Source organism: Halolamina salina (assembly GCF_042678005.1).
GTDB classification, from domain to species: Archaea; Halobacteriota; Halobacteria; order Halobacteriales; family Haloferacaceae; genus Halolamina; species Halolamina salina.
Window position 1 is genome coordinate 1 of sequence record NZ_JBHUDH010000243.1, and the last position, 2,281, is coordinate 2,281.

Annotated in this window: 3 protein-coding genes and 1 pseudogene; 1 reads left to right on the forward strand and 3 read right to left on the reverse strand. The window is 70.6% G+C overall.

The genetic code is table 11. The features are described from left to right. Positions 1–813: DASH family cryptochrome (locus tag ACFR9S_RS15120; protein WP_379818984.1), on the forward strand; the 813-nt coding region annotated here is incomplete at its 5' end. On the opposite strand, the gene ACFR9S_RS15125 is transcribed toward ACFR9S_RS15120, so the two are convergent. The 3 genes and pseudogenes from ACFR9S_RS15125 to ACFR9S_RS15135 all read right to left on the reverse strand — a co-directional run. Then, positions 810–1,046: a hypothetical protein gene (locus ACFR9S_RS15125; RefSeq protein ID WP_379732507.1), complete on the reverse strand. Its 237-nt coding sequence runs from the start codon at positions 1,044–1,046 to the stop codon at positions 810–812. The genes ACFR9S_RS15120 and ACFR9S_RS15125 overlap by 4 nt on opposite strands. Before the next feature lie 49 nt (positions 1,047–1,095). Next, on the reverse strand, positions 1,096–1,896 hold the full coding sequence (locus tag ACFR9S_RS15130) for a helix-turn-helix transcriptional regulator (protein ID WP_379732508.1): 801 nt from the start codon (positions 1,894–1,896) through the stop codon (positions 1,096–1,098). Between the two features lie 49 nt (positions 1,897–1,945). Beyond that, a pseudogene (locus ACFR9S_RS15135) lies at positions 1,946–2,281 on the reverse strand (hypothetical protein); the annotation flags it as partial.

Consider the following 2,281-nt stretch of genomic DNA (forward strand, 5'->3'; position numbering starts at 1 on the left):
ACTGCCGGGCTGGACCGACTCGAAGCGTACGTCTGGGAGGGCGACCACCTCCGGGAGTACAAGTGGACGAGGAACGGGCTGTTGGGGGCGGAGTACTCCTCGAAGCTCTCGCCGTGGCTGGCGGCGGGCTGTCTCTCCCCGCGGTACGTGAAACGCGCCGTCGATCGCTACGAGGACGAGCGGGTGTCGAACGACTCGACGTACTGGCTCCTGTTCGAACTCCGCTGGCGCGACTTCATGGCGTTTCAGACCGCCAAACACGGCGGGCAGTTCTTCGCCCGCGACGGGATCAGGGAGCGCGAGGATATCGACTGGGCCGACCCCGGGAGCGATCCGACGGCCCGGGAGCGGTTCGAGCGCTGGAAACGCGGCGAGACGGGGGTGCCGTTCGTCGACGCCAACGTGCGCGAACTGAACGAGACGGGGTACATGAGCAACCGCGGCCGGCAGAACGTCGCCTCCTTCCTCGCCAACAGCCTCCGGATCGACTGGCGCCGCGGCGCGGCCTACTTCGAGACCAAGCTGGTCGACTACGACCCCGGCTCGAACTACGGGAACTGGGCGTACGTCGCCGGCGTCGGCAACGACAGCCGGAACAGCTACTTCGACATCGTGGAACAGGCCCGCAACTACGACGAGGACGGCGAGTACGTCCGCCACTGGCTGCCGGAACTTCGGGGGCTTCCGCCCGCCTACGTCCACGAGCCGTGGGAGATGGACCGCGAGGAGCAGGCGGCCTACGGCGTCGTGCTGGGCGAGGACTACCCCGAACCGATGATCGACCTCGAAGCCAGCTACGAGGCGTTCCGTTAGGGCAGCCCCCTCGCCCACGACGCGAGGGTGAGGCCGGCCGCGATGGCGCCGGCCTGGAGGGCGACCGAGAGCGCCGAACGGCTCGTGAGGCCGTACCAGCAGAGCGCGAGCGGCACCGAGACGAGGGCGAACGCGGCGGCGTCCGGGAGCGAGGGGTTCAGCCACAGCAGGACGGCGAACAGTGCGATTCCGAGGAGGGCGAGACCGAGCCGGCGCGGGGGTGGCGTGTTCACGTCGACGACGGCGTCGTGCGACGAGAAAAAGGGTACTGTCGGCCGGGGGCTACTCCAGCGCGTCGGCGTCGAGCGGCGTCGCCCGCCCGCGGATCGACTCGTACTGGTCGCGGTAGTTCGCGACCGCCTCCGGGCGATCGTTGCTGAGCACGCCGACGACCGCGCCGCCCTCGTGGACGGTGATCCCCGCGTGTTCGAGCGCCGGCCCGTTCAGCAGCCAGAGCGCGTACGGCAGCGTCTCGTCGGTGACGAACACGTCGACGGCGTCGGTCGCGAAGAACTCGGCGACCTCCGTCCCCGTGGGGATTCCCCCGCCCAGCGAGTCGACCGTCTCCGCCGTCACGACGATCTCGACGGAGAGCCCCTGATCGACGACGGCGTCCTCGAGCATCGAGACGTAGTTCGTCTTCACGACCGGGGCGAACCCGCGGAGCGTCTCGGCCTCGGGCAGCCGGGAGAGCACCTCCGCCAGCGCCGCCTCCGGCAGCGCCGGGTCGGCGTAGGTCACCGTGCCGCCGTCGAGGATCTCCGTGCTCACGGGCACGTCGTCGGGGATGGCGGCGAGCAGCGGCTCCGCGGCGCCGAGCGTGTCGGTCGTGTCGCAGTACGCCCGGTGGGTTTCGAGCGCGAGCTGTCCGGCGTGAGTCGCCTCGAAGCCGCCGTCGACCCGCCTGACCAGCCCCGTCTCGACGAGTTCGGCGATCGCCCGGTCCACGGTCGAACGGGAGACCCCGACGCTCTCGCCCAGTTCGCGCTTGTCGAGCCGGTCGGTCGAGAGGGCGGCGAGCACGTCGCCGCGCTTGCGAAGGACGTCCCGGACGCGCTGTCCGTCGACGCCGTCAGTATCCATACCCGATGCTGGGAACGCGACCGTAAATCGGTTTCCGCTGCGTCACGGCTCAGAGCAGCCCGATCCCGAGGACGTGCCACCAGACCGACACCGCGAGCGCGCCGTTTGCGGCCGTCGCGACCCACGCGATGTTGAACCGCTCGGTGAGCGTCCGGGAGGCCGACTTCGGGTTCGCGCCCGCCACCGAGTAGTACAGATCGACGTAGAACGCCGTCACGCCGCCGAGGGCGGCCGCGGCGATCGGGTAGCCGAGCGCGAGCGAGAACCCCGCCGCCGCGGCGGTCGCGATGGCCCCAACCGCGACGGTGGCGGCCACGCCGAGCGCGGTCGCGAACGTCTCGACGCCGGCCTGTCGGTCGAAGTGTACGTCGGCCGCCTGGTGGAG